We start from the raw sequence: 25902 nt of genomic DNA on the forward strand, positions 1-25902 counted from the left end.
CGCCGTCGTTCCCACAAGAAACCATCACCGGTTACGAAAAGCTCACATCGCTGTAACATTGCCGGTGTTAGCTCCGCGCGCCTGCGATCTCCCCGGTATCAGGCAAACACAAACTTCAACGCTCGCACTTTCATGCGAGGCGCAGCGGAGAGTTTCGTCGAATGGCTCCCAGTCCCATGGCGGTGGCGCACGTATCGTCAACCACCAAGGCGGCAGGCCGCACGGCTACGCGATCCAGATCGATAGCGCCCGCAACGAAGACGCCTTCGCCGCAACGATTGCCAGCACAGGCGCCATCACGGCCGCCGGCCATCGCGATCTCTTGCCGGAAGAGGTCACGCTGATCGCGGGCGTGAACGTGGGTGACGATTTCAACAAGGAGACAATGATGTCGACGGATGGTTCAGCGTTGGATCTTGGTGACGGCGACGACACCTTCGAGGTGCATGCCGGCGCGCCGGTGGCCACCCCGATCGATGGCGGCGAGGGCAACGACACCCTGAAGCTGATGGGTCCCGGTGCCGGTACTCTGGGCACCAACACGAATTTCGAAACACTCGACGTTCAAAGCGGCGTCTGGACGCTGCAAAGCGATGCCTATGACACCGTGACCATTGCCACCGGCGCCATCGTGACGTCGCAGGTCAGGCTCGCTGACCAGGGCGACATGAAAGTCGCCGTCGGCGGCTCAATTCTGGTGACCAACGGCAGCAACGCGGTTGTCGCGGAGGGCGCGGCCGCCATCGAGAATGCAGGTCTGATCCAGGCATTGGGTTTGAACGGCGCCGCAGCCGCCGGAGCCATCAGCCTCAGCGGCGGCTCGGTCTACAACAAGGCCGGCGGCATCATCCTGGCCCAGGGCGTCGCCGTCGCGTCGGATGCAGCGCCTGCCCCGGGCGTCGAACTCGTCAACGAGGGCATGATCCAGAGCCTGTCGGGCCAGGCCATCGCGTTCGCCGGTGACGCCGGCGACCTGCTGGTCAACACACGCTCGGGCGTGATCGTCGGCGGCATTTCCACGGGCGGCGGCAACGACCTCGTGACCAACCAGGGTTCCGTCGTCGCATCAGGCGGCACGGCGTTCGATCTGGGTGACGGCAACGACACGCTCAACCTGCACGGCGGATCCGCTGTCACGGGCAAGATCGTGCTGGGTGCCGGCAATGACGTGCTGTCGTCGAACGCCGCGGGCGCGCTGGACATCGACGCCGGCGATGGCCAGGACTCGATTGCGACAGGCGACGGCAACGACCGCATCATCGGCGGCGCGGGAATCGATCTCGTCCATGCCGGCGGCGGTGACGATGTCGTGGATGGCGGTGCCGACGACGATCGCCTGCAGGGCGGCGCGGGCAACGACCAGCTTCTGGCGGGCGCCGGTAATGACGTGCTGATCGGCGGCACGGGCAATGACCTGCTCAGCGGTGGCGACGGCGTGGATACAGCCGATTATTCGGAAGACCGGGCAGGCATTACGGTCGACCTTGCAGCGGGGACAGCGGTCGGCGCCGACGCAGGCAACGATCAGCTCGCCGACATCGAGAAGCTCATCGGCGGTTCGGGCAACGATACGTTCCTGGTGTCGACAGCCGGCCCTCTGCCGTCCGCCATCGGCGGTGGTGCCGGCAACGACACGATCAGGCTGCTGGGCAATGGCACCGGCGCGCTGGCCGCGACATCCGGTGTTGAAGGCCTCGTGGTCCAGGAAGGGACCTGGTCGGTGGTCGCCAGTGACTACGCCGCCATCACCATCGAGGATGGTGCGACGGTAACGAGCACGATCACGCTCAACAACGATGACCGGCTGACCATCGAGGCTGGCGGCAAGCTCGCCGCCGGCACGGCCATCGTCTGGGCAGGCGGCGGCAATGCCGTGGTCGACAATGCAGGCCTGATCGAAGCAGCGAGCCGCGTGCTCAACACGACGGCGGGGGCGACCGGCTCCTTCACGTTCAACAACGAAGCCGATGGCGTGGTCCGCGGTTCGTTGAATCCGCAGCAGCGGGCGCACGCCGACGCGACCGTCACGATCAACAATTCAGGCCTGATGGAAGCCAGCGGCCGCGTCATCGACTTCCAGACCCTCGCGTCGGGCGGTGCGGATGTCACGATCAACAATCTGGCCGGTGGTACGATCCGTCAGACCGGCAGCGACACCGATGTCATCCGGCCGGGCCAGAACACCACCGTCAACAACTGGGGCATGATCACCACGGCGCCGGGCTTTGCCGGCGGCGGTGATCTGATCGACTTCCAGAGCGGCACCGGCGGCAAGGTGAACAACCACGCCGGGGGCTGGATGGAAGCCTCGCGTCACGCCGTGACCGGCGACAACAGCGTCACCGTTCTCAACGAAGGGACGATGATCGGCCGCAACGGCTCGGCGGTGAACATCGACAATGGCGGCTCGGAAGCGGAGAAGGTGTTCATCACCAACCGAGGCACGATGGAAGGCCGTTCGGCCGAACTGGTCGACTCGGATGGCGATGCCATAGACGTCGACGGCCTGGCGCAGGTGCTGAACTATGGCCGCATCGCCGGTCTGGGCGCCGAGGGCTATCACGATGGCGAGCCGAATGTCTCCGAGGGCATCGCCATCGGCGGCGGCAGCATTGTCAACAACGCCACCGGCGAGATCTACGGCTACGGCCGCGCCATCCAGGTCGACAACTCCAGCAATGCGAACGCGTTGGGCGTCACCACGATCGTCAACGACGGCTTGATCCGCGGTGACGGCCACGGCCCGGAGGGTGTCGCTCCGGCGGACGCGGCCCGGTTCGACCTGCGCGGCAACGAAGCGATCAACCTCGTCGGCGACTACGAGGACTTCGTCGGCAACAACAGCACCGGCCGGATCGTGGGCGGCATTTCGATGGGCGGCGGCCGCGATACGCTGAACAACTCCGGCTCGATCGTTGCGACCGGTGGCTCGGCGATCAACATGGGCGCCGGCAACGATCAGGTGAACCTCTATGTCGGCGCGACGGTGGCCGGGACCATCCTGCTCGGCGCCGGTGATGACGTGGCGCTCTCGACCTCGGCCGGTGGCTTCGAGATCGACGGCGGCGACGGCAACGACACGATGGCCATGGACTACAGCTACGGCGGCGATGACATTCTCCGCGGCGGGGCCGGGGCTGACCACATCTATGCCGGCGCAGGCAAGGACCGTATCGACGGCGGCCTGGACGACGATATGCTGCACGGCAACGACGGTGACGATTGGATCGATGGTGGCGCCGGCGACGACACGATCGATGGTGGCGCCGGTGAAGATACGGCCGACTACGCGAAGGATCGGGCGGGCATCACCGTCGACTTCGTTGCCGGGAATGCGGTCGGTGCCGATGCAGGTGCTGACCGGCTCGTGAGCATCGAGAAGATTGTCGGCGGTTCGGGTGACGACACATTTCGGGTATCGACGGCCGGACCGCTGCCGACCGCGATCGACGGTGGGGCGGGTGATGACACCGTTATTCTCGTCGGCAGCGGCGTGAGCACGCTGGCTGCAACCACCGGCGTCGAAAACCTCGTGGTACAAGACGGAACCTGGTCGGTGACCGACGGTGCACGGGGTTATTCGGATATCGTTATCAAGGATGGCGCGACGGTCACGTCGGATATCCGATTGGACAACAGCGATGTCCTGACGATCGAGCACGGGGGCTCGCTGCGAGCGCGGCTGGATATCGCCAGCGATGTCAATGACGCGCACGCCACTGTCGACAATTCGGGAACGATCCTGGCAGCGGTGGGCCAGGCCATCGGCGTGACGTTGACGGCGTCTTCCTCGGTTACGCTGCGCAACCACGAGGGTGGCATCATCCAGTCGCTGGCGCCGGCCTTCCAAGAGACTGTCATCAACGTTGATACCCATGCCGCGTTGGAAGCGAATGTCGTGCTCGAGAATGCGGGAACGATCGAGGCAGCCGCGGGCTCGGCAATGCGGATACGGACGGGGTCATCACACACGGTCACGCTATGGAATCACGAGGGTGGTGTCATCCGGTCACTGGCACCTATGGCCGGAAAGGGCGCTGTCATTGAGGTCTTCGACGATGCAGGAGCGATCATCGAGATCAACAACGCCGGCTTGATCCAGGGCGACAGTCGTGTGTTGGGTGGGGGCAGCTACGGCTCCTTCGTTTTGAACAATCTCACGACCGGCGTTATCAGCGGCAGCCGCGTCGGCCCGGCGCTGGATTTCCAAGAGATCGACGTGGTGAACAATGCCGGCCGTATTGTCGGCGGGTCGGACGGGTTCAACTACAACCGCAGTTCCGACGCGACCTTTAACAACCTCGAGGGCGGCTATATCGAAGGGGTTCGGCATGCCATCACCGGCAAGGTCGGCGCAACGATCAACAACGCCGTTGGCGCCACCATGGTCGGCCTCAACGGTTCGGCGGTGAACATCGACAACAAAGGCACCGTCGAGAACACGGTATACATCACCAATCGGGGCACGATGGAAGGCCGTGCGGCCGACGGGGTCCCCTCGGATGGCGACGCCATCGACGTCGACGGGTTGGTGCAGGTACTGAACTACGGTCGCATCGCCGGCCTGGGTGCCGATGGCTATCACAATGGCGAGCCGAACGTCTCGGAGGGCATGGCCATCGGCGGTGGTAGCATCGTCAACAACGCCACTGGCGAGATCTATGGCTACGGTCGTGCCATTCAGGTCGACAATTCCAGCAATGGCAATGCGTTGGGCGTCACCACGATCGTCAACGACGGCTTGATCCGCGGTGACGGCCACGGCCCGGAGGGTGTCGCTCCGGCGGACGCGGCCCGGTTCGACCTGCGCGGCAACGAAGCGATCAATCTGATCGGAGATCACGAGGACTTCGTCGGCAACAACAGCACCGGCCGGATCGTCGGCGGCATCTCGATGGGCGGTGGCCGTGATACGCTGAACAACTCCGGATCGATCGTCGCGACGGGTGGCTCGGCGATCGATATGGGCGCCGGCAACGACCAGGTGAACCTCTATGTCGGCTCGACGGTGAGCGGGACCATCCTGCTCGGCGCTGGCGACGACGTACTGAACTCGACCTCGGCGGCCGCCTATGTTGTCGATGGCGGCGACGGCAACGACTCGATCGCCATGTACTATACGATCTTTGGCGGCGATGACGTCCTCTCCGGCGGCGCTGGCAACGACCACATCTCCGGCGGACTGGGCGAGGATCGCATCGACGGCGGCCTCGACAACGATACCCTGTACGGCGAGGACGGCGACGATCTGATCCAGGGTGGTGCCGGCGACGACCGCATCGACGGCGGCGCCGACGATGACGTGATCTTCGGCGATGCCGGCAATGACACCATCATCGGCGGCCTTGGCAGCGACACCATCAAGGGCAATGCTGGCGACGACATTTTCGTCGTCACCAGCACGGCCGATGGCCGCGACAGCTACGACGGCGGAGCCGGCATCGACACGATCGATTACAGCGCCCTCGGCTCGGCCGTGACGCTGACGCTGAGAGACGGCACCACGTCGACCTTCGCCACCGACACGATCGAGAACGTCGAGAACGTCATCGGCGGCTCGGTGAACGACAGGCTCACCGGCAACAGCCTTGCGAACACGCTCACGGGCAATGCCGGCGACGATGTCCTCAAGGGTGCGGCGGGCAACGACATCCTCGATGGCGGCACGGGCAACGACGACCTCGACGGCGGCGCCGACAACGACCGGCTGTCGGGCGGCGCCGGCAACGACGTGCTGAAGGGTGGCGCTGGCGACGACGTGCTCAAGGGCGGTGCGGGTACCGACACCCTGACAGGTGGTGCCGGCTTCGACCGGTTCTGGTTCGACAGCCTGAGTGACGGCATCGACACCATCACCGACTTCAAGCTGTCGGGTGCGTCGGAGGACCGGATCGTCCTGTCGGCGTCGATGTTCCAGAACTTCACCGGCGACGATGCCTTCGACCTGATCGGCAGCGGCTACCTCAGGGCCAGCGCGGCCGGCGGCCAGACTCAGATTCAGGTCGATCTCGACGGCGGCGGCAATTCCTTCCAGACGCTGGCCATCGTCAACGGCACCTTTACCAACGGCGTGCTGGCCGATCACCTGATCGTCCACCAGGACCAGCTGGTCTAGGTGATTTGATCCTACTTTGGTCGAGTGGCCGCAGCGCGGCCACTCGGTCAGACTCTCACGGATCCAGGTATGCCCACCACACCACCAGCGTGTTGTTGATGACGTGCGCCAGCACGCAGGGCCACAGCGAGCCGCTGCGCAGGCGCACCCAGCCCAGCAGGATCCCGATCGGCAGCACCAGGGCGATATGCGCCGGCTCGGCATGGGCGGCAGCGAACAGGATCGAGCTCGTGGCCCAGGCGGCACGGGCGCCGAAGCGGCCATCGACGTAGCCGTAGATCAGGCCGCGAAACAGCAGTTCCTCAGCGAACGGACCCAGCAGTCCGATGGTGAGCGTCGCCGCCAGCGCCAGCGGCAAGGTCGTCGCCAGGGCCGCGATCACGTGCGATGTCTGCGGCGTCAGATCCGTGTTGAACAGCACCCGCACCAGCCGCAGCAGGACTTCATCCATCGCCACCGACAACAGCAAGGTGCAGAGCGGCGCCAGCCACCACCATCGCACGGCGAAGCGACGCAATCCCAGCAGGCCGGATGCCGTCCGGCCGTGGCGCACGACGCCAACCCAGACCGCCACCGCAACGGCTGCAAAGAAGACCGAGAAGAGCAGGATCATGGCGGGCGGATCCTGCCCCTTCGCCACCAGTGCCAGTCGCTGAGCACCCAGCACCATCTTGACGGTGTAAAGCGCCGCGATCAGGCACAGGCCACCGGCGACCACGGTCAGCACCACGTCGAGGCCGTGCAGTCGTGGCGGTGCCGGTGGTGCCGGTGGTGCGGGCGCCGCCACGGATGTCGCGTCGCCGGCGGATGGCGTCAGTTCAGGGGTGGTCGAACTCATGGCGCCTTTCGCTTCTGCTCGTTCATCCTGTCGCGGTCGGCCCATCGGTTGGGCCATCCACCAACACTGTCAGCTTCAGATCGGGCTGCGTGGCGAGATCGAAGGTCACCTGCTCATAGCGCAGGAAACCGTCGATAGGGTGGCTGAAAGTCCGCGCGCCGCCCTCGCGGCCGACGACGCCGTGTTGGTCCCACAGGCCGGCGAACGCTGGGCTCTGCAGCCGCAAGCCATCGATCACCGCACGCAGGGCCGGGTCGTTCAGGTGCGCGCTGCAGGCGGCTCGGAACTCGGCGACCACGCGGCGTGCCCGCTCCGGCCAATCGCAGATCAAGGCGCGCGCGGCCGGGGCGAGGAAGATGTAGCGCAGCAGGTTGCGATCTTGCGTCGCGTCAAGCCAGCCCACGAACAGCCGTTGGGCCGGTGCGTTCCAGCCGCGCGCCGTCCACGTACGGTCCAGGATGTAGGCCGGGGTAGCGATCGCGCTGACGCAGGCCAACAGGGACGCCGGCACATCACCGGCATCGCTGTCGTGCTGATCCGGGTCGCGCTTGCCGGCCAGCCCGAAGAGATAGGCGCGTTCGGCCCGCGCCAGCCGCAAGGTGGTGGCCAGCCGGGCGAGTGCCGTCGGCGATACCGAGACGTCGCGGCCCTGCTCGATCCAGGTGTACCAGGTGACGCTCAACCCGCAGAGCTGCGCCACCTCCTCCCGTCGCAGGCCGGGCGTCCGTCGCCGGGTGCCGACCGTCAGGCCGGCCACCGCCGGCGTGAGCTTCTCCCGCTGTGCGCGCACGAAGTCGCCCAGTTCGCGCCGGGAGTCGCTTTCCGTCAGCATGGTGAAAATTATACCAGCATAACTAGACAACTTATACCAGTGAACAATACCTGTTACGGCAAGGACCCAGGCGGTTTCCAGCACCGGAGCACGCAGCCATGTCCACCAGCAGAACCCACGAGGCCTTGGTCGACGGCCAGTTCGGGGCCCGCGCCAACGCCTATCTGACCAGCGCCGTCCATGCCCAGGGCGCCGACCTGCAGGCCCTGGCCGCCCTGGTCGCGGGGCGGTCCGCGGATCGGGTGCTGGATCTGGGCTGTGGCGGCGGCCACGTCAGCTTCAACGTGGCGCCGCATGTCCGGGACGTCGTTGCCTATGACCTGTCGCCGGACATGCTGGACGTCGTCGGGCGTGCGGCGCGGGAGCGCGGGCTGGCCAACGTCGCGACGCGGCAGGGCATGGCCGAGTCGCTGCCGTTCGATGACGCCAGCTTCGACTGCGTGCTGAGCCGATACAGCGCCCATCACTGGCGCGATGTCGATGCCGGCTTGCGCGAGGCCGCCCGGGTGCTGAAGCCGGGCGGCACGGCGGGTTTCGTCGACGCCGTCTCACCCGGACCGCCGCTGCTGGACACCTATTTCCAGGCCATCGAGGTCCTGCGCGATCCCTCGCATGTGCGCGACTACACCCGCGCCGAGTGGGAGCGGGCGCTGGCCGGCGCCGGCCTGGTCGTCGGCGCCACGGCGTCGTACCGGGTGCGGCTGGACTTTGCCGTCTGGATCGAGCGCATGCGCACGCCGAAGGTCCAGGCCGACGCCATCCGTGCGCTGCAGGCCGCTGCCTCGGAGAGCGTCACCCGGCACTTCGCGATCGAGACGGACGGCAGCTTCACCATCGATGTGGCGCTGTTCCATGCCACCAAGCCCGCGGCCTGATTTTATGTTCCTCAGGAGGGAATATATAATGCAGGGCGGCGCATGCCGGCCCGCCGTGCTGTTTGACTCGGACGGTGAGCCGCGCGTATACAGCGGCCGCTCAAACGGGAAGACGATTTCCCGGTCCGGACTGGTCAGGCGCGCATCGGCGGGCCGACTCCAGAGGGGCCCCACCGATCCGCGAGGTTTCGCGCATCGGTGCGCTTGTCGTTTGGGCAGAGGCAGCCGCTCCTCCGGGGCGGCGCGGCGTTGAAGGACGGCGATGTTCGACGGTCTGAGCAAAAGACTCGGTGATGTGCTGGGCCGCCTGCGCGGCCGCGGCGCGCTGAACGAGGCTGATGTCGATGCAGCCCTGCGCGAGGTGCGCCTGGCGCTGCTGGAAGCCGACGTCGCTCTGCCAGTCGTGAAGGAGTTCATCGACGGCGTACGGCCCAAGGCTGTCGGCGCCGAGGTGATCCGCAGCGTTTCGCCTGGCCAGATGGTCGTGAAGATCGTCCATGACCATCTCGTGGAGATGCTGGGCGGCGAGGCGAGCGAACTGAACCTCAACGCCGTGCCCCCGGTCGTGATCCTGATGGTGGGCCTGCAGGGCTCGGGCAAGACCACGACCACGGCCAAGATCGCGCGCCGCCTGACCTTGGGACCGCAGGGCATGGCCGCCGATGCCTTCGGTGGCTCCTTCAAGGAGCGCAAGAAGGTGCTGATGGCGTCGCTCGACGTCACCCGCCCGGCGGCACAGCAGCAATTGAAGATCCTGGGCGAGCAGGCCGGCGTCGCCACCTTGCCGATCGTGCCGTTCGAGCAGCCGCTGGGCATCACGCGCCGCGCGCTCGACGAGGGCCGCCGCGGCGGCTTCGACGTGATCATGCTCGATACCGCCGGTCGGCTGTCGATCGACGAGCAGCTGATGGCCGAGGTCGCCGCCGTGCGCGACGCCTCGAAGCCGACCGAGACCCTGCTGGTCGCCGACGCGATGACCGGCCAGGACGCCGTCAACACCGCGCGTGCCTTCAACGAGAAGGTGGGGGTCACCGGCATCGTGCTGACCCGCGTCGATGGCGATGCGCGCGGCGGTGCGGCGCTCTCCATGCGCACGGTCACCGGCCGGCCGATCAAGCTGATCGGCGCCGGCGAGAAGATCGACGCGCTGGAGCAGTTCCATCCCGATCGTATCGCCACCCGCATCCTGGGCATGGGCGACATCGTCTCGCTGGTCGAGCGCGCCGCCGAGACGATCGAGAAGGAAGACGCCGAGAAGCTGGCCGCCAAGGTGCGCAAGGGCCAGTTCGATCTCGACGACCTGCTGCAGCAGCTGCGCCAGCTGCGCAAGATGGGCGGCCTTCAGGGCCTGATGGGCATGTTGCCGGGCGCGGCGCAGGCCAAGGCGGCGATGCAGAAGGCCAACCTCGACGAGAAGGTGATCAAGCGGCAGGAGGCGATCATCCAGTCGATGACGCCCAAGGAGCGCCGCAACCCCGACATCATCCACGCCTCGCGCAAGAAGCGCATCGCGTCCGGTGCGGGTGCGCATGTGCAGGACATCAACAAGCTGCTCAAGCAGCACGCCGAGATGGTGAAGATGATGAAGCGGGTCAACAAGCTCGGCGAAAAGGGTTTCATGCGGTCGCTGGGCAACATGATGCCGCCCGGCATGCCGAGGTAGTTCGATCGGATTTTCGGTTTCACGCGTTCAGGTAAGGAGCAAGCGACTTCATGCTGGCTATTCGTCTTTCTCGCGGTGGCGCCAAGAAGCGCCCCTACTATCACATCGTTGTTGCCGACTCGCGCAGCCCGCGCGACGGGCGCTTCATCGAGAAGATCGGCGCCTACAATCCGATGCTGTCGCGCGAGCATGCCGACCGCATCAAGATCAACGTCGAGCGTGCCAAGTACTGGCTGGGCGTCGGTGCGCGGCCGAGCGATCGCGTGACGCGTTTCCTCGCCGGCGTCGAACTGGTCAAGGCGCCCGAGCGTCGCGAGCAGCCCAAGAAGTCGGCGCCCAAGGCCAAGGCCCAGGAGCGTGCGGCCAAGGCGGCGGAAGCCGCGGGCGGCGAGGCGGCGGCGGGCTGATCGGTCGCGATGATCGGCCATGGCGGCGCGTGCTGATCGCAAGGTGCTGCTGGGCGTCGTCGCGGCGGCTCACGGTGTGCGCGGTGAACTGCGCATCCGCAGCCTCTGCGCCGAGCCGGCCGACATCGGCTCGTACGGTCCGTTGTCCGACGAGAAGGGCATGCGGACCTTCACGGTGCGACCGACGGGCACGTCGACCAAGGGCGATGTGATCGCCCGCATCGACGGCATCGCCGACCGTACCGCGGCGGAGTCCTTGCGCGGCTTGCGTCTCTATGCGGCGCGCAGCCGGTTGCCGCCGCCGGAACCGGGCGAGTGGTACGAGGACGATCTGATCGGCCTCGCCGCGCACGGTTCGGACGGTCGGGCGTGGGGTACGGTGCTGGCGGTGCACGATTTCGGTGCCGGCACGGTGCTGGAGTTGTCGGGCGGCGGTCATGGGCGATCGTTCATGGTGCCGTTCACGGCCCAGGCGGTGCCCGCGGTCGATGTCGAGGGCGGCACGATCACGGTCGATCCGCCGGCTGGACTTCTGGAGGACCGCACCGGCAGCAGCCGGCGCGGCGATGGGCAGGAAGGAGAGGATTGAGAGCGCGTGTGGCGGGCGACGGCGTTGACCATCTTCCCCGAGATGTTCCCGGGACCGCTGGGGCTGAGCCTCGCCGGTCGGGCGCTTGAGAAAGGTGTGTGGTCGCTGGAGGCGGTGGACATTCGCCGCTTTGCCAGGGACCGCCACGGTACGGTCGACGATACGCCCTTCGGCGGCGGCGCCGGCATGGTGATGCGACCCGACGTGCTGTCGGACGCCATCGCCGCGGTGACGACGTCGGATCGGCCGACGATCTACTTCAGCCCGCGCGGCCGGCCGTTCGATCAGGCCCGGGCGCGGGCGCTGGCGGCGGGGCCCGGCGTGACCGTGGTCTGCGGCCGGTTCGAAGGGATCGACGAGCGTGTGATCGAGGCCCACGGGCTTGAGGAAGTGAGCGTCGGCGATGTGGTTCTCTCCGGCGGCGAGATCGCGGCACTGGTCGCACTCGACGCCTGTGTCCGGCTTCTGCCGGGCGTGGTGGGAGCGGCACAGTCGCTGACCGAGGAGAGTTTCGAGGAGGGTTTGCTGGAGTACCCGCACTATACGCGGCCGGCGGCATGGACCGGACCGGACGGTATCGAGCGGGCAGTGCCGGAGATCCTGCAGACGGGCCATCACGCGAAGATCGCGGCCTGGCGCAGGACGAAGGCGGAAGAGATCACGCGGCAGCGGCGGCCCGACCTGTGGTCACGGTACGTCGCCGAGCGTCGAGAGGATGAGTCGAAAGACAGGGGTTCCGAGAGGAAAGGATAAGCATCATGAACCTGATCAAACAGCTTGAGGACGAACAGGTCGCCAGGCTCGTGGCCGAGCGCGCGGTGCCGCGGTTCGAGCCCGGCGATACGCTGAAGGTCCACGTCAAGGTGCAGGAAGGCAGCCGCGAGCGCATTCAGGTCTTCGAGGGCCTGTGCATCGCGCGCCGCAATGCCGGCCTGAACTCGTCGTTCACCGTGCGCAAGATTTCGTACGGCGAGGGCGTCGAGCGCATCTTCCCGCTGCACAGCCCGGCAATCTGGGAGATCGAGGTGGCGCGCAAGGGCATGGTCCGCCGGGCCAAGCTCTATTACCTGCGCGCGCTGCGCGGCAAGGCTTCGCGCATCGCCGAGGACGTCGATGCCCAGCGCGAGCTGGTCGCCGAGCAGGCGGCGGCAGCGGCCAATCGGCCCAAGCGCGAGAAGGTCAAGAAAGAGCGGCCGAAGGACGAGCGCAGCGTCCGCGCCGCCAAGGGCGGCGGCAAGAAGTAGTCATTCTTCTTCCTCCCCAGCTTTGCTGGGGAGGTGCCCCGGAGGGGCGGAGGGGAGCCCAGGTGGTCGTGGTAACATAGACCACGTCGTCTCCCCCTCCGGCCTTCGGCCACCTCCCCCAACTGCGTCGGGGGAGGGTATTGACGGCCGCGGCGGACACCGGGCCTGCGTACGGGAGGGAGTGAGATCATGGCCAGGAAGCCAGCATCGGCGCCGGTCGAGCCGGCGAAGCCGCGCACGCTGTTCGACAAGATCTGGGACGCCCACGTGGTGGAGCGCCGCGACGACGGCTCGTGCCTGATCTACATCGATCGCCACCTCGTGCATGAGGTGACCAGCCCGCAGGCGTTCGAAGGCCTGCGCGCCAGCGGCCGACGCGTGCGCCGTCCCGACCTGACGGTCGCGGTCGCCGACCACAACGTGCCCACCACCAACCGGGCCGCCGGCATCGATGACGAAGAGTCGCGCATCCAGATCGAAACCCTGGAAGCCAACGTGCGCGAGTTCGGCGTGCCGTACTTCGCCATGGACGATATCCGCCAGGGCATCGTGCACATCATCGGGCCGGAACAGGGCCTGACCCTGCCGGGCACCACCATCGTGTGCGGCGACAGCCACACCTCCACGCATGGTGCCTTCGGCGCACTGGCCTTCGGTATCGGCACGTCCGAGGTCGAGCATGTGCTGGCGACGCAGACCCTGATCCAGCAGCCGGCCAAGAACATGCGGGTCACGGTCGATGGCGACCTGCCGGCAGGCGTCACCGCCAAGGACCTGATCCTCGCCATCATCGGCACCATCGGCACCGCCGGCGGCACCGGCCACGTCATCGAGTACGCCGGCCGCGCCATCCGCAATCTGTCGATGGAAGGCCGCATGACGGTCTGCAACATGTCGATCGAAGGTGGCGCACGGGCCGGGCTGATCGCGCCGGATGAGACGACGTTCCGCTATCTCGAGGGTCTGCCCTATGCGCCCAAGGGCGGCGCCTGGCAGGTCGCACAGGGCCTGTGGCGCCGGCTGCCGTCGGACAAGGACGCCGTCTACGACCGCGAGATCACCCTGCCGGTCGCCGACATCACGCCGCAGATGACCTGGGGTACCAGCCCGCAGGACGTCGTGGCCATCACCGGCGTCGTGCCCAACCCCGACGATGCGCCCGACGATGACCGCCGCAGCGCCTGGAAACGGTCATTGGATTACATGGGCCTGCAGCCCGGCACGCGCATGACGGACATCCGTATCGACAAGGCCTTTATCGGCTCGTGCACCAATGGCCGCATCGAGGACCTGCGCGAGGTTGCCGCCATCGCACGCGCCGCGCTGGCCCAGGGCCGCAAGGTGGCCGGTCATGTGCACGCGCTCATCGTGCCGGGCTCCGGCCTGGTGAAGGAACAGGCCGAACGGGAGGGTCTCGACAAGGTCTTCGCCGAGGCCGGCTTCGACTGGCGCGAGCCGGGATGTTCGATGTGCCTGGCGATGAACGCCGACAAGCTGAAGCCTGGTGAGCGTTGCGCCTCGACGTCGAACCGCAACTTCGAGGGCCGTCAGGGCCGTGGCGGGCGCACGCACCTGGTCAGCCCCGGCATGGCGGCGGCCGCGGCGATCGCCGGTACTTTCACGGACGTGCGTGAGTTTCACTGACGCCGGCGGCACTTTGGTGCCGTCCGCGCGGGGGATGTGGTACGCTCCGGTCGTTGTCTGGTGATCGAGACGATGCGTCAGGAGCGTCCATGTCCAGCCAGTATCCACCGCCACCCCCGCCACCACCCGGCTATGGCCAGTACGGCCAGATGCAGGGGCCGACGTATGGCGGGTTCTGGATACGCTTCGTGGCCTACGTCATCGACGCCGTCATCCTGAGCATCGTCGGCTGGATCGTCCGTCTCCTGCTGCGGCTGATCATGGGAGTCCAGGCGGCCGTCGGCACGCCACAGTTCGATACGGTCATGATCACCAGCGGCCTGGTCGGGTTGATCGTGTCGTGGCTGTATTTCGCCCTTCAGGAGAGTTCCGAATCAGGCGCCACGGTGGGCAAGCGCGTCCTCGGGCTGCGCGTCCTGCGTGGTGATGGCACGCAGCTGACCTTTGCCCGCGCCACCGGTCGGTTCCTCGGCAAGTTCGTGTCGTCCTTTATCCTGATGATCGGCTATATCATGGCCGGCTTCACCGAGCGTAAACGGGCGCTGCACGACATGATCGCCGACACGGTGGTGATCAAGACCTGATGCCGGTCATTTTCTGCCGGCCAAAAAGGGGAGATTGTTGATGAGTAACCAGGGACAACAGCCGCCGTCGTGGCAGCAGCAGGGACAGCAGCCTGGCTACCCGCCGGCGCCGCCCCACCCGGGCTACGGTCAGCCGCAACAACCCGGCTACGGCCAGCCGCAGCAGGGCTATCCGGCGGCACCGCCGCATCCGGGCTATGCCCCGCAGGGATATGCGCCGCCGGGCTACGCCCCGCCCGGCTATGCCGCGGCGCCTCCCGGCGTCGTGTTCGGCGGGTTCTGGATCCGGGTCGTGTCCTACATCATCGATGGACTGGTCATCGGCATTCCGATCTGGATCATCTTCGGTATCGTGTTCGCCTCGATGTCCGGCGCGCTGTCGTCGGGTGACGAGCAGGCGGTGGCCAACGCCTTCGCCGACAACATCGGCATCTTCATTGTCGTCTACCTGTTGGCGTTCGTGGGTGCCTGGCTCTACGAAGCGATGATGAACAGCTCGGCTGCCGGCGGCACCCTGGGCAAGCGCGCGCTGGGCCTGCGGGTCGTGCGCGGCACCGACGGGTCGCGGATCTCGTTCGGCCGCGCCACGGGCCGGTTCTTCGCCAAGCTCTTCATCACCGGCCTCATTCCGTTCGGTATCGGCTTCATGATGGCCGGCTTCACCGAGCGCAAACGGGCGCTGCACGACATGATCGCCGACACCGTCGTGATCAAGAAATAGAGCCGATGCGCAACGTTGCCTGAACCACGGAAAGGCCGGCCTCGTGTCGGCCTTTTTGTGATCCGGTTGTCGCCAACAGGAGCCGAGCTTATGCCGTCGTGGATCCCGCCATCGGGCGGTCAGCCGCCCGCACCGCCGCCACCGGGGGCGCCCGGGCCGCAGTGGGGTGCGCCCGGCGCGGCGCCGGGCGCCGCCGGCATGGACGTGATCGACTACCGCATCCACGGCGAGGAGATGCAGTACGTCGAGATCGAACTCGATCCCGGCGAAGCGGCCGTCGGCGAGGCCGGCAGCATGATGTACATGGATGCCGGGGTCGGCATGGAGGCGGTGTTCGGCGATGGTCGCAAGACGGCCTCCGGCGGCTTCTTCGACAAGCTGGTGGGGGCCGGCAAGCGCCTGCTGACCGGCGAGTCGCTGTTCACCACGGTCTACACCAACCAGTCGCCCTACAAGCGCACCGTCGCGTTCTCGGCGCCGTATCCGGGCACCATCATCCCGATGAACCTGCGTGAGCTGGGCGGCATGCTGATCTGCCAGAAGGACGCCTTCCTGTGCGCCGCCCGCGGCGTGCAGCTGGGCATCTTCTTCCAGCAGAAGCTGGGCGTCGGCTTCTTCGGCGGCGAAGGCTTCATCATGCAGAAGCTGGAGGGCGACGGCATGGCCTTCGTCCACAGCAGCGGCGCCATCATGCGCCGCGAGCTGGCGGCGGGCGAGATGCTGTTCGTCGACACCGGCTGCCTGGTGGCCCTCATGCCCAGCGTCCAGTTCGACATCCAGTATGTCGGTAACATCAAGACCGCCCTGTTCGGCGGTGAAGGTATTTTCTTTGCCCGTGTCATGGGACCGGGCACTATCTGGCTGCAGAGCCTGCCGTTCTCGCGCCTGGCCTCGCGGATCTTCGCGGCGGCGCCGCAGCGCGGTGGTGGCGGCCGCGAGGAGGGCAGTGTGCTGGGTGGCATCGGCAATCTGTTCGACGGCGACAATCGCTGAAGACCGTGGCGGACAAGCAGCGCCTTACGATCCCCGATACCGTCTGGCGGCGGCTGGCCGCCGGCGTGATCGACGCGCTGCTGCTGATCCCGCCGACACTGCTGATCATCGCGGTGACCGGCGATCAGTGGAGCCTGACCCCGATCGCGGCCCTGCTGGTGGCCCTGCTCGACCTCGTCTATCGCGCCGGCCTCGAATCGTCGTCCTGGCGCGCCACCCTGGGCAAACGCTGGATGGGGCTTGCCGTCACCACGTTGGAGGGCAAGCGGCTGTCGGTCGAGCGGGCCGTCGTGCGCACCCTGCCGTTCTGGGCCGGCACCCTGGTGGCCATCCTGACGCCGGTCCTGGGCACCGCGATCTTCAGCCTGATCGCCTGGCTGGTGGCGCCGGCCTGCCTGCTGTGGCTGCCGCGCACCGGTTGGCGCCAGGCGCTGCACGACCAGTGGGCCAATGCCCTGGTCGGGCCGGCAAAAGCGGCCGCGGTGCCTGCAGAATCGGCATCGGAGACACCCGCCGCCGCGCCTTGACCTTGTATGCAATCCCCGTTAATTCGCCGCCATTCCTGGACCGGAGGACGATCATGGACAAGTTCACGACACTGACGGGTGTGGCAGCACCACTGCCGATCGTCAACGTCGACACCGACATGATCATTCCCAAGCAGTTCCTGAAGACGATCAAGCGCACCGGCCTGAAGGATGGCCTGTTCTACGAGATGCGCTACGCCGCCGACGGCAAAAAGGTCGATTTCGTGCTCGACCGCCCGGCCTACCAGAATGCCAAGATCCTCGTTGCCGGCCCCAATTTCGGCTGCGGCTCCAGCCGCGAGCACGCGCCCTGGGCGCTGCTCGATTTCGGCATCCGCTGCGTGATCGCCGAGAGCTTCGCCGACATCTTCTACAACAACTGCTTCAAGAACGGCATCCTGCCGATCAAGCTGCCCAAGGAAGACATCGCCAAGCTGATGGACGATGCCGAGCGCGGCGCCAACGCTGTCGTCACGGTCGACCTGGTGAACCAGGAGATCAAGGGCCCCGACGGCGGCACCGTGAAGTTCGACATCGATCCGTTCCGCAAGCAGTGCCTGCTGGAGGGACTCGATGACATCGGCCAGACCCTGCAGGCCTCTTCGGCGATCGACTCCTTCGAGGGCGCGCAGAAGTCGGCGCAGCCCTGGTTGTCGATGACGCGCTGAGCGCCGTCACGCATCTGCGGCGAAGCGCCCGGCGTCGGGCGCTTTCGCGTTTTTCGGAAACTGGTTTGTTTTGGAGGATATCGCGATGGCCGGCTCCAACCGCACGCTCCTGGTACTGCCGGGCGACGGCATCGGACCCGAGGTGATGAACGAGGTGCGCAAGGTCATTGCCTGGATGGGCAAGAAGCGCGCCGTCGGTTTCGACATCACCGAGGACCTCGTGGGCGGTGCGGCGCTCGACAAGCACGGCCTGCCGGTGACCGACGACGCGGTGAAGACGGCGATGGAAGCCGATGCGGTGCTGTTCGGCTCGGTCGGCGGTCCGAAGTGGGACACCCTGCCGTTCGACAAGAAGCCCGAGCGTGGCCTCTTGCGCCTGCGCAAGGAGATGGACCTGTTCGCCAACCTGCGCCCGGCCAAGGTGTTCGACGCGCTGGTCGATGCCTCGACGCTCAAGCCCGAGATCGTCAAGGGCCTGGATATCATGATCATCCGCGAGCTGACGTCGGGGGTGTATTTCGGCGAGCCGCGCGGCGTGAAGACCCTGGCCAACGGCGAGCGCGAGGGCATCGACACGCAGCGCTACACATCGGGCGAGATCCGCCGCGTCTGCGCCGTGGCCTTCGAGCTGGCGCGCAAGCGCCAGAACAAGGTGTGCTCGGCCGAGAAGGCCAACGTCATGCACACCGGCGTGCTGTGGCGCGAGGAAGCGACCAAGCTGCACAAGGAGAGCTACAGCGACGTTCAGCTCAGCCACATGTATGCCGATGCGCTCGCCATGCAGCTGCTGCGCTGGCCGCAGCAGTTCGACGTCATCGTCACCGACAACCTGTTCGGCGACATCCTGTCGGACGAGGCCTCGATGCTGACCGGATCGCTCGGCATGCTGCCGTCGGCCTCGCTGGGCGCGCCCGACGCCACCGGCCGGCGCAAGGCGCTCTACGAGCCGATCCACGGCAGCGCGCCCGACATTGCCGGCAAGGGCCTGGCCAATCCGCTGGCCGAGACGCTGAGCTACGCCATGATGCTGCGCTATTCGTTCGACCTGCCGGGCGAGGCTGACTTGGTCGAGCGCGCCGTCGAGAACGTGCTGGCGGCGGGCTACCGCACGGCCGACCTGCTGACCGGCGGCATCGACGACAAGGCTGCCGCCGCCAAGGGCCTGAAGAAGGTCGGCACCCAGGAGATGGGTGACGCCATCGTCAAGGAACTCGACCGCCTGGTGTGACGTCGGGAGGAACGCATGGAGTCGTTCGGGTCCATCGTCACTCTCGCCGTCATCGTTATCGTGGCGGTCCTGTTGCTGCGGGCCAGTTTCACGGTCGTGCCACGCGATATGAACTGGACGGTCGAACGTTTCGGCCGGTTCAGTCGTCTGCTGAAGCCGGGCATCAATTTCGTCGCGCCGTTCATCGACCGGATCGGCGCCCGGCATGACATGCGCCAGGCGACGCTGGATGTGCCGCCCCAGCGCGCGACGACCAAGGACAACGCCACGGTCGAGGCGGGTGCTGTTCTGGGCTACCAGATCGCTGATGCCGTCAAGGCCACTTACGAGGTCGCCGACCTGAAGGTCGCGCTGGCTCAGCTGGCCGGCACGGTGATGAAGAGTGTCATCGGCACGCATCCGATCGCAGCGCTGTCGACCGATCGGGCCACGATCAATACCACCCTGCAACAGCAGGTCGCGCCGGCCGCCGAAGCGTGGGGCGTCACCGTTTCCAGTCTCGAGCTCCGAGGCATCGCCTTGCCGGACTGACCGGCAGGGCGATGCCCCCCGGCCGCTACTTCCAGGTCAACCCCAGTTCGCCGAAGCGGTTGATCACGTTGAACAGGATGCGCGAGACGTTGTTGTCGTAGCCGTTGTGCGGCAGGCTGCCGCAAAACGTGATCGAGCCCGTGGCGAAGACGGCACCGCCGTGCGGTGCATCGAAGTACGTCATGTCGGCCCGGATCAGCTTGTCGATCGGCAGTCCCGACACGGTCGCGTAGATGCCCAGCACTTCCTCGGGCACGGCGACGAAGTGATCCTGGTGCTTCTCCGAGGAGGCAATCACGACAGCGTTGTGCGGCGTGCCCAGCGTATGGTCGGCGCGATCGAGTTCGAAGCCGGCCGCACCGCCGCCACTGAAGCCGAAGTCGCCGAGGACCTCGTCGCTGACGCCATTCATGATCCAGGCGACGCGCGGGTCGTCTGCCGCCGGCAGACGCCGGTAGTACGAGCCTTCGTATTGTCCCTGGGACGAGAAGCCGACGCCGCCCAGCATCTGCGGCGGCCGCCCGTTGTGCCGCCACAGGCCGCCATAGGCGCCGTCGAGCGCGTGGTAGTACTCGCCGGGCTCGGCGGCCCAGGTGCGGATGGCGGCACCGGCGCGGCGGATCTCCAGCACACCCGGCACCTTGGGCGAGCGCGCGACGCGCCAGTAGAAGCCGTTACCGCCGAGATAGGCCAGCCGGCCGCCGCCATCGACGTAGGCCTGCAGCGCATCGAGCGTGCCCAGCGTGTGGTACTCGGGATGCGAGCCTGTGACGACGACCTTGTAGTCCTTGATCAGGTCGAGGCCGTAGTCGTCGAGGTCTTCGTCGGTGATGACGTCGAAGTCGATGCCCTTGGCTTCGAACCAGCTCAGCAGGTGGGTGTCGGCCGAGAAGTGCCGCAGGCCCGAGCCGCGCGCGTCGTTGAAGCTCGGGAAGCCCGGCCGCAGGGTCAGTGCCGGCCGCAGGCGCGATGAGTAGCAGATGCCGCTCATGTCGCTGTGCCGGTTGTAGGTCGACAGGCCGAACTCGGGGAAGTCCTGCGGGTTGTTCGGCGCGGCGCCCCATTCCTTGACGCGCTGGCGGAACGCATCGTCGTAGTTGCCGCGAATGAAGTTGAAGTAGACCTGGTAGGTGAAGGTGGCGGCGAGATAGGCGACTTTCGCCTTGGGTTGGCCGGCCGACGGACGCACGAAGAACGGGATCGTGTCCTGGTGCGAGCCGCATGTGATCTGCATGCCGTAGACGCCGCTCTTCAGGTCGGCGGGCACCATGAAGCTGAAATCCGTCTCCCAGCCGCAGTCGTGCAGATCGTCGTCGTGGAAGTGGATGGCCGCGTACTGGCGTGGCGCCTCGCGCCAGCGCATCTCCCGGCCGGTCCAGGTCGAGCCTTTCATGGCCCGCGCCGGCAGGTTCACCAGCACGCCATGCAGGCGATGGGGACCGATATCCTCGATGTCGATGCCGTCGAAACCGCGCGAGAAATCCCACGCCGCCACCGCCTGCAACGGCAGCTTGGCGGGATCAAAGGCGAGCGCGGTCGGATCCGAAACGGCGGCGCCGAGGATCATCGGATCCTCGATCTTGCCGTTGAAATAGCGCCGCGCCGGCTGTGCCTGTTGGGCTGCGATGAAAACCGGCCGTCGTGCATCGGGTGCCGCGTTGGCGTCGAGCGGTCCTTGCGCTTCGCCGGCATCGTCGCTCAGCGCCTCGGGGCGCAGCGGCTTCTGGCCGACGCGCACCGACCGCGAGGCCGGGTCGACCACCGCCCAGATGCGGTACCATGCCCGTGGACGAAAGGCCTTGCCGGTCTCGATGCGCAGCGGCGTGCCTGTGGTGCGGCCGATCTCCAGCGCCAGGCCGCGCGGCGTTGCCAGCAGCGCGAACCCGACGCCCGCGTCACTATCCCAGCGTGACAGCACGCATTGATCGCCGCTGCCGGGCAGGGTCGGCCAGATCGTGGCGACGATGGTGATCGCCTGCAGCGGCGACAGCGTCGTGGCGCGCTCCACGACCGCGTACGAGCCGGGATAGGACCGCTGGACGCGCGAGGGGAACGTGTGCGTGAAGCGGGACGACAGGTCCTCGAACTTCATGCCGGGTCCCTTCGGATTGGGATCGCCGCTGCGGATGCGCACCAGCCGTGCGTGCGCGGGCTCGCTGCCGCTGCTCGATATCTTGAACGCGATGTGCTCACCGGCCGCAGCCGACAGTCGATCCGTATATCCGGTCAAAGCAATCATAGGTGCGCCGATCCTCCGTTCACGCGGCGCGAGCGTAACGGCACAGCGTTGGCGGCGTAAATCGATCCTGCACCATGGACCACCTGCGCTAAGCGCATGACACCAAGCAAACCGCCGAGTGCCTCACGCCACCCTGATCTTCGCGACCAGGAAATCGAGGAAGGCGCGCACGCGGGCGGGCAGGTGGCCGCCCTGGCCGAGGAAGACGGCGTGCACGTCTTCCGTGTCGCCCGGGTTGTAGTCCTCCAGCACCGGCACCAATCGGCCGGCGGCGATGTCGGCGCGCACCTGGAACATCGCAAGACGCGCCAGGCCGAGGCCGGCCAGGGCCAGGCGGCGCAGGGTCTCGCCGTCGCTCGCCTGCGCGTTGCCCGCCGGCGGCACCATGATCGGGGTGCCGCCCTCGATCAGCGGCCAGCCCTCGATCGCGCGCGCGTAGCCGAAGCCCAGGCGGTTGTGCTGGTCCAGGTCGGCCGGTGTCGAGGGTGTCCCACAGCGCTGGAAATAGGCCGGCGCGCCAACGATCGCCATGCGGGTCTCGCCCAGCTTGCGCGCCACCAGCCGCGAGCTCTTGAGCGGCCCGCTGCGGATGGCGATGTCGGTGCGCTCCTCGAGCAGATCGATCACCGCATCGGTGATCACGATATCCAGGGTCACGGCGGGGTGCTTGACCAGGAACTCGGTGACGATCGGCAGCAGGTACAGCCGGCCGATGGCGACGTTGGTGTTCACCCGCAACCGGCCGCTGGGGGCTGCGCTGGTCGCGGCGCCGCGCTCGGCTTCGTCGAGGTCGGCCAGCAGGCGCACGCTGCGCTCGTAGAAGGCGGAGCCCTCGGGCGTGAGTTGGATCAGTCGGGTCGAGCGGTTGATCAGCCGCGTTCCCAACCGCCGTTCGAGCCGCGCCACCAGCTTGCTGACCGCCGAGGGTGTCATGCGATAGGCCCGGGCCGCGGCGGAAAACCCGCCCAATTCGACCACCCGCACGAACACTTCCATCTCGCCCGAGCGGTTGACGTCCAGTCGGCTCATTGTGACTTCATCTCACAGGCACTTTGCCTTTGGGCATTCTAACTCACGAGTGGCGTCGGGTCCATGTGGAGGGCGGATCCGGCGCATGCCGTTGTGAGAGGACTTTTCCATGCCCATAGCCCTTTACGCCCTGACTGCCGGCGCTTTCGGCATCGGGGTCACCGAATTCGTCATCATGGGTCTGCTGCTGGAGGTCAGCACCGACTTCGCCGTCACGATTTCGGCGGCCGGCCTGCTGATCTCCGGCTACGCGCTCGGTGTCATGGTGGGCGCACCCATCATGACGGTGTTGACCGGCAGATGGTCGCGCAAGACCGTGCTGCTGGCGCTGATGGTGATCTTCGTCCTGGGCAACGTCGCCGGTGCCCTGGCGCCGTCGTACACGACGCTGATGGCGGCGCGCGTGCTCACGTCGTTCGCCCACGGGACGTTCTTCGGCGTCGGCTCCGTCGTGGCGACCGGCCTGGTGGCCGCCGACAAGCGCGCATCCGCCATTGCCATCATGTTCACCGGCCTCACCGTGGCCACCATCCTGGGTGTGCCGTTCGGCACCTGGCTGGGACAGGCGTTCGGCTGGCGCTCGACCTTCTGGGCCGTGGCCCTGATCGGCCTGGTCGCGCTGGCGGTGATCGCCCTCTTCGTGCCGCGTGATCAGGCGACACCGGAGGTCAGCGACTGGCGTCAGGATGTGCGCGTGCTGGTGCGTCCGCCGGTGATGCTGGGCCTGCTCACTACGGTGCTGGGCTTCGGCGGCATGTTCGCGGTGTTCACTTACATTGCGCCAATGCTGACGCAGCTCACCGGCTTCACTGACGCCGCCGTGTCGCCGATCCTGCTGGTGTTCGGCGGTGGCCTGATGGCCGGTAATCTGATCGGCGGCAAGCTGGCCGATCGGCGGCTGGTCCCGACCATGCTGGGCACGCTCGCCGTGCTGGCGCTGGTGATGGGTGCCATGACGTTCGCCGTTCACGACAAGATCCTGATGGTGGTCTTCGTCGGCTTGCTGGGTGCGGCTGCGTTCGCCACGGTGCCGGCCCTGCAGATGTGGGTGCTGGAGAAGGCCGAGGGTGCCGGCCAGAGTCTGGCCTCCAGCTTCAACATCGGCGCCTTCAACCTCGGCAACGCCGTCGGCGCCTGGCTGGGCGGCGCCGTGATCGACCACGGCCTGGGCCTGGGTGCGTTGCCGTGGGTTGCGGCCCTGGTGCCGCTGGCCGCCCTCGTTGTCGCAGTGGTGGCGCTGCGCCTCGACAGGAAGCCGCAGCGCGCCATATCCGAAGTTTCCGTTGGGACCGCTGACTGATCAGGAGTCTGTCATGAACATCGATCTCACCAACAAGACCGCCATTGTCACCGGGTCGACCGCCGGCATCGGCTTCGCGATCGCCAAGGGTCTGGCGCAGGCCGGTGCCACCGTCGTGATCAACGGCCGCACACCGGCGGCCGTCGACAAGGCGGTCGCCGCGATCCGCCAGGCCGTGAGCGGCGCCACGGTTCGCGGCGTTGCCGCCGATCTCGGCACGGCGCCGGGGTGCGAGGCTTTCGTCAAGGCCGAGCCGTCGGCCGACATCCTGATCAACAATGTCGGCATTTTCGGTCCGCAGGACTTCTTCGAGATCCCCGACAGCGAGTGGACTCACTTCTTCGAGGTCAACATCATGTCGGGCGTGCGCCTGTCGCGCGCTTACGCACCCGGCATGATCGCCCGCCAGTGGGGGCGCATCGTTTTCCTGTCGTCCGAATCGGCGCTGAACATTCCGGCCGACATGATCCACTACGGCTTCACCAAGACCGGCTATCTCGCGCTCTCGCGCGGCCTGGCCAAGCGCTTGGCGGGCACCGGCGTGACCGTCAATGCCGTCCTGCCGGGCCCGACGCTGTCGGACGGCGTCGAGGCGATGCTGAAGGACACCGCCGCCAAAGCCGGACAGTCGATCGAAGATGCCGCCGCGGCGTTCGTGAAGGCGCACCGGTCGAGCTCGATCATCCAACGCGCCGCCACGGTCGAGGAGGTCGCCAACATGGTCGTCTACGTCGCCTCGCCGCAGGCATCCGCCACGACCGGCGCCGCGCTGCGTGTCGATGGCGGTGTGGTCGATACGATCGCGTGAGTGCCATGAGCACGCAGAACAAAGTGGCCCTGGTCGTCGGTGCCAACGGCGTCATCGGCCGCAATCTTGTCGGTCATCTCGCCGCGCTGGGTGACTGGACCGTCATTGGCCTGTCGCGGCGGGGCGGGGAATCGACGGAACGTATCCGCCATGTGTCCGTCGATCTGCTCGACCGGGACGACTGCCGCCGCAAGCTCGGCGACCTGGCCGAGGTGACGCACATCTTCTACACCGCCTACCAGGATCGGCCGACCTGGGCCGAACTGGTGCCGCCCAATCTCGCGATGCTGGTGAATGTCCTTGATGCCATGGAGCCGGTGGCGCGCGGCCTGCTGCACGTCAGCCTGATGCAAGGCTACAAGGTCTATGGCGGCCATCTCGGTCCGTTCAAGACGCCGGCCCGCGAGACCGATGCCTACTTCATGCCGCCTGAGTTCATGCACGACCAGCAGCGCGCCCTGGAGGCGCGCCAGAAGGGCAAGGCCTGGAGCTGGACGGCGATCCGGCCGGCCGTGGTGTGTGGCTTCGCCCTCGGCAATCCCCTGAACCTCGCCATGGTGATCGCGGTCTATGGCGCGATGTCCAAGGAACTCGGCTTGCCCCTGCGCTTCCCCGGCAAGCCAGGGGCCTACGACAAGCTGCTGGAAATGACCGATGCCGGGTTGTTGGCCCGGGCGACCGTATGGGCCGCGACCGACCCGCGCTGCGCCAACCAGGCCTTCAACATCAACAACGGTGATCTGTTCCGCTGGAGCGAGATGTGGCCGAAGATTGCCGGCTCGTTCGGCCTCGACGTGGCGCCGCCCTTGCCGCTGTCGCTCGACACCGTCATGGCCGACAAGGAACCGGTGTGGAACGCCATGGTGGCACGGCACGGCCTGCAGCGGCTTGCCTACCAGGATGTTTCCTCGTGGCGCTTCGGCGACTTCGTCTTCTCATGGGACTACGACATGTTTGCCGATGGCTCGAAGGCACGCCGCTTCGGTTTTCATGACTATGTCGACACCGAAGCGATGTTCCTCGGCATTTTCGACGACTTCCGCCGGCGCCGCATCATTCCCTGACAT

22 protein-coding genes are annotated in these 25902 nt (G+C 66.9%); 18 read left to right on the forward strand and 4 right to left on the reverse strand.

The features are described from left to right. Positions 1-388 precede the first annotated feature (388 nt). Positions 389-6115, forward strand: a complete 5727-nt coding sequence (locus tag FQU96_RS04280) for an S-layer family protein (RefSeq protein WP_178130304.1) — start codon at positions 389-391, stop codon at positions 6113-6115. A 55-nt stretch (positions 6116-6170) separates the two neighbouring features. Here FQU96_RS04280 and FQU96_RS04285 read toward each other — a convergent pair whose 3' ends face one another. Beyond that, positions 6171-6953 (reverse strand): CPBP family intramembrane glutamic endopeptidase, encoded by a 783-nt coding sequence (locus FQU96_RS04285; RefSeq protein WP_178130305.1) that lies wholly within the window; start codon positions 6951-6953, stop codon positions 6171-6173. A gap of 22 nt (positions 6954-6975) precedes the next feature. Further along, the gene (locus FQU96_RS04290; protein WP_146539578.1) at positions 6976-7785 is read right to left on the reverse strand and encodes a helix-turn-helix transcriptional regulator; all 810 of its coding nucleotides are present in this window, start codon (positions 7783-7785) and stop codon (positions 6976-6978) included. Between the two features lie 98 nt (positions 7786-7883). On the opposite strand from FQU96_RS04290, the gene FQU96_RS04295 reads away from it, so the two are divergent. From FQU96_RS04295 to FQU96_RS04360, 14 genes are all read left to right on the forward strand, one after another. After that, positions 7884-8660 (forward strand): class I SAM-dependent methyltransferase, encoded by a 777-nt coding sequence (locus FQU96_RS04295; protein WP_146539579.1) that lies wholly within the window; start codon positions 7884-7886, stop codon positions 8658-8660. Positions 8661-8922: 262 nt separating this feature from the next. Then, a complete protein-coding gene (ffh, locus tag FQU96_RS04300; RefSeq protein ID WP_146539580.1) occupies positions 8923-10323 on the forward strand; it encodes a signal recognition particle protein in 1401 nt (466 codons plus the stop codon). A gap of 50 nt (positions 10324-10373) precedes the next feature. Next, positions 10374-10730, forward strand: a complete 357-nt coding sequence (gene rpsP / locus FQU96_RS04305; RefSeq protein ID WP_146539581.1) for a 30S ribosomal protein S16 — start codon at positions 10374-10376, stop codon at positions 10728-10730. 19 nt (positions 10731-10749) lie between these two features. Next, positions 10750-11319 (forward strand): ribosome maturation factor RimM, encoded by a 570-nt coding sequence (gene rimM / locus FQU96_RS04310; protein ID WP_146539582.1) that lies wholly within the window; start codon positions 10750-10752, stop codon positions 11317-11319. Positions 11320-11325: 6 nt separating this feature from the next. Next, positions 11326-12072: a tRNA (guanosine(37)-N1)-methyltransferase TrmD gene (gene trmD, locus FQU96_RS04315; RefSeq protein WP_218574590.1), complete on the forward strand. Its 747-nt coding sequence runs from the start codon at positions 11326-11328 to the stop codon at positions 12070-12072. Positions 12073-12077: 5 nt separating this feature from the next. Further along, the gene (rplS, locus tag FQU96_RS04320; RefSeq protein ID WP_146539583.1) at positions 12078-12563 is read left to right on the forward strand and encodes a 50S ribosomal protein L19; all 486 of its coding nucleotides are present in this window, start codon (positions 12078-12080) and stop codon (positions 12561-12563) included. 189 nt (positions 12564-12752) lie between these two features. Continuing rightward, positions 12753-14207 (forward strand): 3-isopropylmalate dehydratase large subunit, encoded by a 1455-nt coding sequence (gene leuC, locus FQU96_RS04325; protein ID WP_146539584.1) that lies wholly within the window; start codon positions 12753-12755, stop codon positions 14205-14207. Positions 14208-14296: 89 nt separating this feature from the next. Beyond that, positions 14297-14791, forward strand: a complete 495-nt coding sequence (locus tag FQU96_RS04330) for an RDD family protein (protein ID WP_218574591.1) — start codon at positions 14297-14299, stop codon at positions 14789-14791. 40 nt (positions 14792-14831) lie between these two features. Then, on the forward strand, positions 14832-15512 hold the full coding sequence (locus FQU96_RS04335; RefSeq protein WP_146539585.1) for an RDD family protein: 681 nt from the start codon (positions 14832-14834) through the stop codon (positions 15510-15512). A 90-nt stretch (positions 15513-15602) separates the two neighbouring features. Next, the gene (locus FQU96_RS04340; protein WP_370461340.1) at positions 15603-16505 is read left to right on the forward strand and encodes a TIGR00266 family protein; all 903 of its coding nucleotides are present in this window, start codon (positions 15603-15605) and stop codon (positions 16503-16505) included. Positions 16506-16510: 5 nt separating this feature from the next. Next, positions 16511-17032, forward strand: coding sequence for an RDD family protein (locus FQU96_RS04345; RefSeq protein WP_178130306.1), 522 nt, complete (start codon positions 16511-16513; stop codon positions 17030-17032). 53 nt (positions 17033-17085) lie between these two features. Then, positions 17086-17700, forward strand: a complete 615-nt coding sequence (gene leuD, locus FQU96_RS04350) for a 3-isopropylmalate dehydratase small subunit (RefSeq protein WP_146539587.1) — start codon at positions 17086-17088, stop codon at positions 17698-17700. A gap of 85 nt (positions 17701-17785) precedes the next feature. Further along, the gene (gene leuB, locus FQU96_RS04355) at positions 17786-18928 is read left to right on the forward strand and encodes a 3-isopropylmalate dehydrogenase (RefSeq protein ID WP_146539588.1); all 1143 of its coding nucleotides are present in this window, start codon (positions 17786-17788) and stop codon (positions 18926-18928) included. Positions 18929-18943: 15 nt separating this feature from the next. Next, complete coding sequence (locus FQU96_RS04360; protein ID WP_146539589.1) at positions 18944-19459, forward strand: SPFH domain-containing protein; 516 nt, start codon at positions 18944-18946, stop codon at positions 19457-19459. Positions 19460-19484: 25 nt separating this feature from the next. Here the strand turns inward: FQU96_RS04360 and FQU96_RS04365 are convergent, their stop codons facing one another. Together FQU96_RS04365 and FQU96_RS04370 are read right to left on the reverse strand one after the other, a co-directional pair. After that, positions 19485-21698 (reverse strand): N,N-dimethylformamidase beta subunit family domain-containing protein, encoded by a 2214-nt coding sequence (locus FQU96_RS04365; RefSeq protein ID WP_146539590.1) that lies wholly within the window; start codon positions 21696-21698, stop codon positions 19485-19487. Positions 21699-21821: 123 nt separating this feature from the next. Then, a complete protein-coding gene (locus FQU96_RS04370; protein ID WP_146539591.1) occupies positions 21822-22727 on the reverse strand; it encodes a LysR family transcriptional regulator in 906 nt (301 codons plus the stop codon). A 109-nt stretch (positions 22728-22836) separates the two neighbouring features. Here FQU96_RS04370 and FQU96_RS04375 point away from each other — a divergent pair, with 109 nt between their 5' ends. The 3 genes from FQU96_RS04375 to FQU96_RS04385 are packed head-to-tail and all read left to right on the forward strand — an operon-like array spanning position 22837 to position 25899. After that, the gene (locus tag FQU96_RS04375) at positions 22837-24027 is read left to right on the forward strand and encodes an MFS transporter (protein ID WP_146539592.1); all 1191 of its coding nucleotides are present in this window, start codon (positions 22837-22839) and stop codon (positions 24025-24027) included. A 13-nt stretch (positions 24028-24040) separates the two neighbouring features. Next, positions 24041-24835 carry an SDR family NAD(P)-dependent oxidoreductase gene (locus tag FQU96_RS04380; RefSeq protein WP_146539593.1) on the forward strand — a complete coding sequence of 265 codons (795 nt, stop codon included), beginning with the start codon at positions 24041-24043 and terminating at the stop codon, positions 24833-24835. A 5-nt stretch (positions 24836-24840) separates the two neighbouring features. After that, positions 24841-25899: an SDR family oxidoreductase gene (locus FQU96_RS04385; protein ID WP_146539594.1), complete on the forward strand. Its 1059-nt coding sequence runs from the start codon at positions 24841-24843 to the stop codon at positions 25897-25899. Positions 25900-25902: the final 3 nt, after the last annotated feature.

The sequence above is a fragment of the Reyranella sp. CPCC 100927 genome (genome assembly GCF_007859315.1).
GTDB lineage: Bacteria > Pseudomonadota > Alphaproteobacteria > Reyranellales > Reyranellaceae > Vineibacter.

Bases quoted from the DNA above. Each gene is read 5' to 3' on its own strand.
- FQU96_RS04280 (WP_178130304.1), top strand. From the start codon at position 389: ATGTCGACGGATGGTTCAGCGTTGGATCTTGGTGACGGCGACGACACC.
- FQU96_RS04285 (WP_178130305.1), bottom strand. From the start codon at position 6,953: ATGAGTTCGACCACCCCTGAACTGACGCCATCCGCCGGCGACGCGACA.
- FQU96_RS04290 (WP_146539578.1), bottom strand. From the start codon at position 7,785: ATGCTGACGGAAAGCGACTCCCGGCGCGAACTGGGCGACTTCGTGCGC.
- FQU96_RS04295 (WP_146539579.1), top strand. From the start codon at position 7,884: ATGTCCACCAGCAGAACCCACGAGGCCTTGGTCGACGGCCAGTTCGGG.
- ffh (WP_146539580.1), top strand. From the start codon at position 8,923: ATGTTCGACGGTCTGAGCAAAAGACTCGGTGATGTGCTGGGCCGCCTG.
- rpsP (WP_146539581.1), top strand. From the start codon at position 10,374: ATGCTGGCTATTCGTCTTTCTCGCGGTGGCGCCAAGAAGCGCCCCTAC.
- rimM (WP_146539582.1), top strand. From the start codon at position 10,750: ATGGCGGCGCGTGCTGATCGCAAGGTGCTGCTGGGCGTCGTCGCGGCG.
- rplS (WP_146539583.1), top strand. From the start codon at position 12,078: ATGAACCTGATCAAACAGCTTGAGGACGAACAGGTCGCCAGGCTCGTG.
- leuC (WP_146539584.1), top strand. From the start codon at position 12,753: ATGGCCAGGAAGCCAGCATCGGCGCCGGTCGAGCCGGCGAAGCCGCGC.
- FQU96_RS04330 (WP_218574591.1), top strand. From the start codon at position 14,297: ATGTCCAGCCAGTATCCACCGCCACCCCCGCCACCACCCGGCTATGGC.
- FQU96_RS04335 (WP_146539585.1), top strand. From the start codon at position 14,832: ATGAGTAACCAGGGACAACAGCCGCCGTCGTGGCAGCAGCAGGGACAG.
- FQU96_RS04340 (WP_370461340.1), top strand. From the start codon at position 15,603: ATGCCGTCGTGGATCCCGCCATCGGGCGGTCAGCCGCCCGCACCGCCG.
- leuD (WP_146539587.1), top strand. From the start codon at position 17,086: ATGGACAAGTTCACGACACTGACGGGTGTGGCAGCACCACTGCCGATC.
- leuB (WP_146539588.1), top strand. From the start codon at position 17,786: ATGGCCGGCTCCAACCGCACGCTCCTGGTACTGCCGGGCGACGGCATC.
- FQU96_RS04360 (WP_146539589.1), top strand. From the start codon at position 18,944: ATGGAGTCGTTCGGGTCCATCGTCACTCTCGCCGTCATCGTTATCGTG.
- FQU96_RS04365 (WP_146539590.1), bottom strand. From the start codon at position 21,698: ATGATTGCTTTGACCGGATATACGGATCGACTGTCGGCTGCGGCCGGT.
- FQU96_RS04370 (WP_146539591.1), bottom strand. From the start codon at position 22,727: ATGAGCCGACTGGACGTCAACCGCTCGGGCGAGATGGAAGTGTTCGTG.
- FQU96_RS04375 (WP_146539592.1), top strand. From the start codon at position 22,837: ATGCCCATAGCCCTTTACGCCCTGACTGCCGGCGCTTTCGGCATCGGG.
- FQU96_RS04380 (WP_146539593.1), top strand. From the start codon at position 24,041: ATGAACATCGATCTCACCAACAAGACCGCCATTGTCACCGGGTCGACC.
- FQU96_RS04385 (WP_146539594.1), top strand. From the start codon at position 24,841: ATGAGCACGCAGAACAAAGTGGCCCTGGTCGTCGGTGCCAACGGCGTC.